Origin of the sequence: Acinetobacter pollinis (assembly GCF_015627175.1) — a bacterium.
GTDB lineage: Bacteria > Pseudomonadota > Gammaproteobacteria > Pseudomonadales > Moraxellaceae > Acinetobacter > Acinetobacter pollinis.
In genome coordinates, this window is sequence record NZ_VTDQ01000075.1 from 1 (window position 1) to 4,240 (window position 4,240).

The following is a 4,240-nucleotide window of genomic DNA, read 5'->3' on the forward strand; positions in this document are numbered from 1 at the left end:
TTCTAACCCGTTTATGGCGAAGTGAAGGGATCAATTGGTTAATTGATGAAAGCCAAGCATTTGTATTACATAACAAAGATCAAATCCAAGCACAGAAACTGCGTTTAATTGATGCCAATGCCCAGTTTAAAGCATTAGATCGTCAACTGATTCGCTTTCATCGTAGTGATGCGACAGAAACATTCGATACCATTACCAGCCTGACGGCTTCTCGTCAGCTTCAGCCAAGTACGGTGCATGTACAAAGATGGCAACCGCAATATTTAGAACAAGAAGATGGTGCAGGTTCAGTCTTATCTTTAGGTGAGCAAAGTGGTCAATATGACAATGCCACACTCAGCTTAGAAGATGCTTGGCATGTGAGCCCAGCATGGGTGGGAGATCTGAACGGTGAAGATGGTGTCACACCATCAAGCCATCAACAAGTTGAGGCATTGAATAGCCATTTATCCGATCAGAACCGCTTAAAGTCAAAATACTTTACTGCACACAGTACCGTACGTGATGCGCAAGTGGGTTATTGGTTTAAATTGAATGGCCACCCTGAAATAGATTTACACACAGGTTCAGACCAAGATTTTCTTATTTTAAGCAAACACTTCTATAACCAAAACAACTTACCCAAAGATATTCAAAAACAGGCAGAAGAACTACTCACGTCGAGTCGTTGGCATCATAAAAACATTCAAGAAGATGAACAACGCCAAGGTAACACCTTAACACTCATCAGACGTGAGATTAAGGTGGTGCCTGAGTATCATCCTGAACAACATAAACCGACAGTGCATGTTCAACGTGCGCAGGTAGTGGGTGTTGAAGGTGAAGAGATTCATGTTGATTCATGGGGTCGAATTAAAGTTCGTTTCTTATTTAGTCGTGCAGAAGACAACAGCCATGATGGAGGTGCAGGAAGTAACCAAAGCGATACTGACTCTGCATGGGTAGATGTACTTACCCCTTGGGCAGGTGAAGGCTACGGTGCCAGATTCCTTCCGCGTGTTGGTGAGATAGTTGCCATCGACTTCTTTGATGGCAACATCGACCGCCCCTTTGTGACAGGTCGCTTGCATGAAGCAGAGCGTCACCCAACACAGTTTGATCAGACTGGTCCGCTTCCCGAAACTAAAAGTTTAAGTGGTATACGTTCACAAGAGATCAAAGGGTCGGGTTATAACCAACTGCGTTTTGATGATACTCACGGACAAATTAGTGCTCAGTTACAAAGTAGTCATGCATCAAGTCAACTCAATTTAGGGCAACTCAGCCATCCCAAAGCACAAGCGACCAGTGACAGTCGAGGAGAGGGCTTTGAGTTAAGAACTGATGCCTTTGGCGCTGTTCGTGCGGGTGAGGGTTTAATGATCTCTACTCATCCACAAAACAGTGCACAGCAGACTCAATTAGAGGCAACCCCTGCTTATCGTCAAATAGAAGGGTCATTAAGACAGGCAGAACAACTCAGTCGTACTGCGAAGAGCCAACAGGCCGATCCTTTAGATGTTCTTGAAAACCTTAAAAAGTTTTTAAATGACATTGAACAACAAGATGCCAGTAAAGCAGAAGCATTTAAACAGGCAGTGATCTTACTTGCATCACCGAAAAGCATTGCGACTTCAAGCCAAGAAGATATTTATTTTAGTGCAGATGGGCAAATCTGCCAAAGTGCAGGTGATAGCTTAAATTTAAGTAGTCAGAAGAATTTGATTGCCCATGCAGACCAAAAAATAATGCTGTTTGCGAAACAACATGGTATGGACGCTTATGCGGCCCAGGGCGATATGAATTTTCATTCACAGGGAGGCAAGCTGAATGCCTCGGCCAAAAATGATATAGAGATCAGTTCAGTCGATGGCAATATTTATTTGCGGGCTAAAAAGGGTATTTATCTTGAAGTCGATGGCTCAAAAATAATGATGACTTCGAATGAGATTGCCGCTTTAACAGGCGGACTGATTAACTTTAAAGCAGCACAACATAAGTTTGAAAAAGCGCAAAAAACAGGGGTCGATCTAAAAGGATTACCTGCAAATGAGGCCTATAACGAACGGTTTAAGATGGTTTTCCCATCGGGAGAAACCATGAAAAAAGTAGATTATAAAGCCTCCTCAAATGACAAAGAACATCACTTTGTTTCAACCACCAATCGAAAAGGTGAGTCAGAACGAATTCATTCAGCGCAAGAACAGCATGTGAAACTCGATCTACATTGGATGGGAATAACCTCTAATTATGATGATTCTGGAGAACCAACATGACAGGAAGTTTAAAATGGGAAGCACAAACCAATACCACAGAGAACAGTTGTAAAACATTACAATGTAGTTGTGGTACTTTTTGGGAACTTTACCAACAAGAAGCTATTAAGCGACTGTCTCATATGGTGAATGTTAAAACCAATAGTTACCGATTAGAAATTGGTTATGAGGCACGTGCAAGACGCATTGCATCGGTCTATGCCAAAATTTATTTAGAGCAGGAAATTAATGGCAACCCACAATTGATGGGGCGTTATTACTGGATGGGTTTGGGTGCATTTGCCTCTAAAACCGTGGCTTCTGTATTTAAACATGGATTAACCAGAGCAGGGTATGCACTCGCACCAGTGGATATGGTACGTACACCGGTACATGTTTTTGCGAAAGGGAACTTATGGCTTTATATGGATATTGCACCGTGGCATTATGCGTGGAGTGCATCTTCTGCATCATTTCAACAGTGTTTACAGCAAAGAAATGTTGCCACTTTTCAGCATATCAAACAATCCGTCTTAAATTTACCATGGTCTCAATGTTTAAGCACACTGAACCAACTGAAATCGACCAAAGAGATTGAAAGTGCTTTTTCTTTGTTACCTGACATTGAGTCTGTTTTAAGCCGTAAGAATTATACGAGAGATCGAAATTTCAAAGTTGCTGGAAAGAACTTACTAGCTCACCTGATGGATATTGCCGTTCAAGAGCAACGTAATATTTTACAAAAGATTGTTTGGGAGGATAAAAATGTCCAGTTCCAAGCATCTGTACAGCGTATAAGCCATATTCCAGACAGTACTTTAGTATTGGCACATGACTATGATGCCTGTGCAGTGAAAAAGAACGTTTTTGGGGAGTATAGCGGAGAACATGCCAAAGAATTGGCTGAACTGCCAGAGACCGTCTACCAAGAACCCTTTAGCGATACTATTGTGGAAAATTACGACAGTCGTATGGCATGGATTGATAAAGCAGCTAATAAGTACCATCGTTTAATGCTGAAAGAAAAAGGGCGTCAGTTTTTAGAAAAAGAATTGGCAATAATTGCCACTTGGGGAAACAGTACTGCCTCATTTACCGTTAAAGAGGACAGTAATGATGGGAAAATTTAATCGCTTATGGCTTATTTTAACCTTATTACTGAGCTTATGTGCTTGTCACTTGAATGAGAAAACAAATATGAACCATGACTATACCCTTCATTTTGGGATGCAAGGCATCCAAGATTTTGCCAAATACAGTAAAACCCCTGTCGACCAGCAAGCAGGGATTATGAGTTTTTATTCACTCGACTTTCCTGTTAAAACTTTAGGCAAAGTCACTGTAGTGAATGGTGAAGATACCATGGTATTGGATAATGTCTTTGCGGTGATGGGAACACAAATGTTTGATGATCTCAAATATGGCATTCAAATTTTAGATATTGATGCAGGTTTGAATAAAGAGGAGTTTGTTACCCCTGAACAAGCCTACCAAGCTTATGTAAATATCATGCATCAACTGAATGAAAAGGGATGGAAAAACTATGTGTATCCATTTGAGCCTCGTATTGCCAAAGAGGACAACCTAAAATACTTTGCAAACAGTTCGAATATTATTGATCCAACCCATATTTTAAGCTTTGAAGAATGGCAATGGTGTTTTAAGAAAAAATATAGCCTATTTTATCGTTTATATCGCAATGGTATTTTAACTGATTTGACCATTAGTAAAAAACCTAGTCGAGAAACTGCGGACCATCAGATTCAAGAGCAATATATGTTACGCTGTTCATTCCAAACCATTCGTTATGATGAAAGAAATACTATTTCTAACTCAGATAAAATGACTCCTGCTGAGTTGGAACAGGCATTTAAGAAAAATCGTGATGAGGACAAAAAACTCAGAGCAGGCGAGGAAGAGAAGTTTAAAGCCAAAGGTTATCGAATAGATACGGAATATCAAAACCCTGATGTTTGGCAATATGTGAAGTGATGGTGCAGATCATG

The 4,240-nt window shown here is 40.6% G+C and carries 3 protein-coding genes; all 3 read left to right on the plus strand.

Annotation, left to right across the window (positions count from 1 at the left end):
- On the plus strand, positions 1-2,255 hold a 2,255-nt coding region (locus I2F23_RS13615), incomplete at its 5' end, for a type VI secretion system Vgr family protein (RefSeq protein ID WP_195773108.1).
- Positions 2,252-3,364 (plus strand): DUF2515 family protein, encoded by a 1,113-nt coding sequence (locus I2F23_RS13620; protein WP_195773109.1) that lies wholly within the window; start codon positions 2,252-2,254, stop codon positions 3,362-3,364. The genes I2F23_RS13615 and I2F23_RS13620, both read left to right, overlap by 4 nt.
- Positions 3,348-4,226: a hypothetical protein gene (locus I2F23_RS13625; RefSeq protein WP_195773110.1), complete on the plus strand. Its 879-nt coding sequence runs from the start codon at positions 3,348-3,350 to the stop codon at positions 4,224-4,226. The genes I2F23_RS13620 and I2F23_RS13625 overlap by 17 nt, the downstream gene beginning before the upstream one ends.
- The last annotated feature ends 14 nt before the right edge of the window (positions 4,227-4,240 follow it).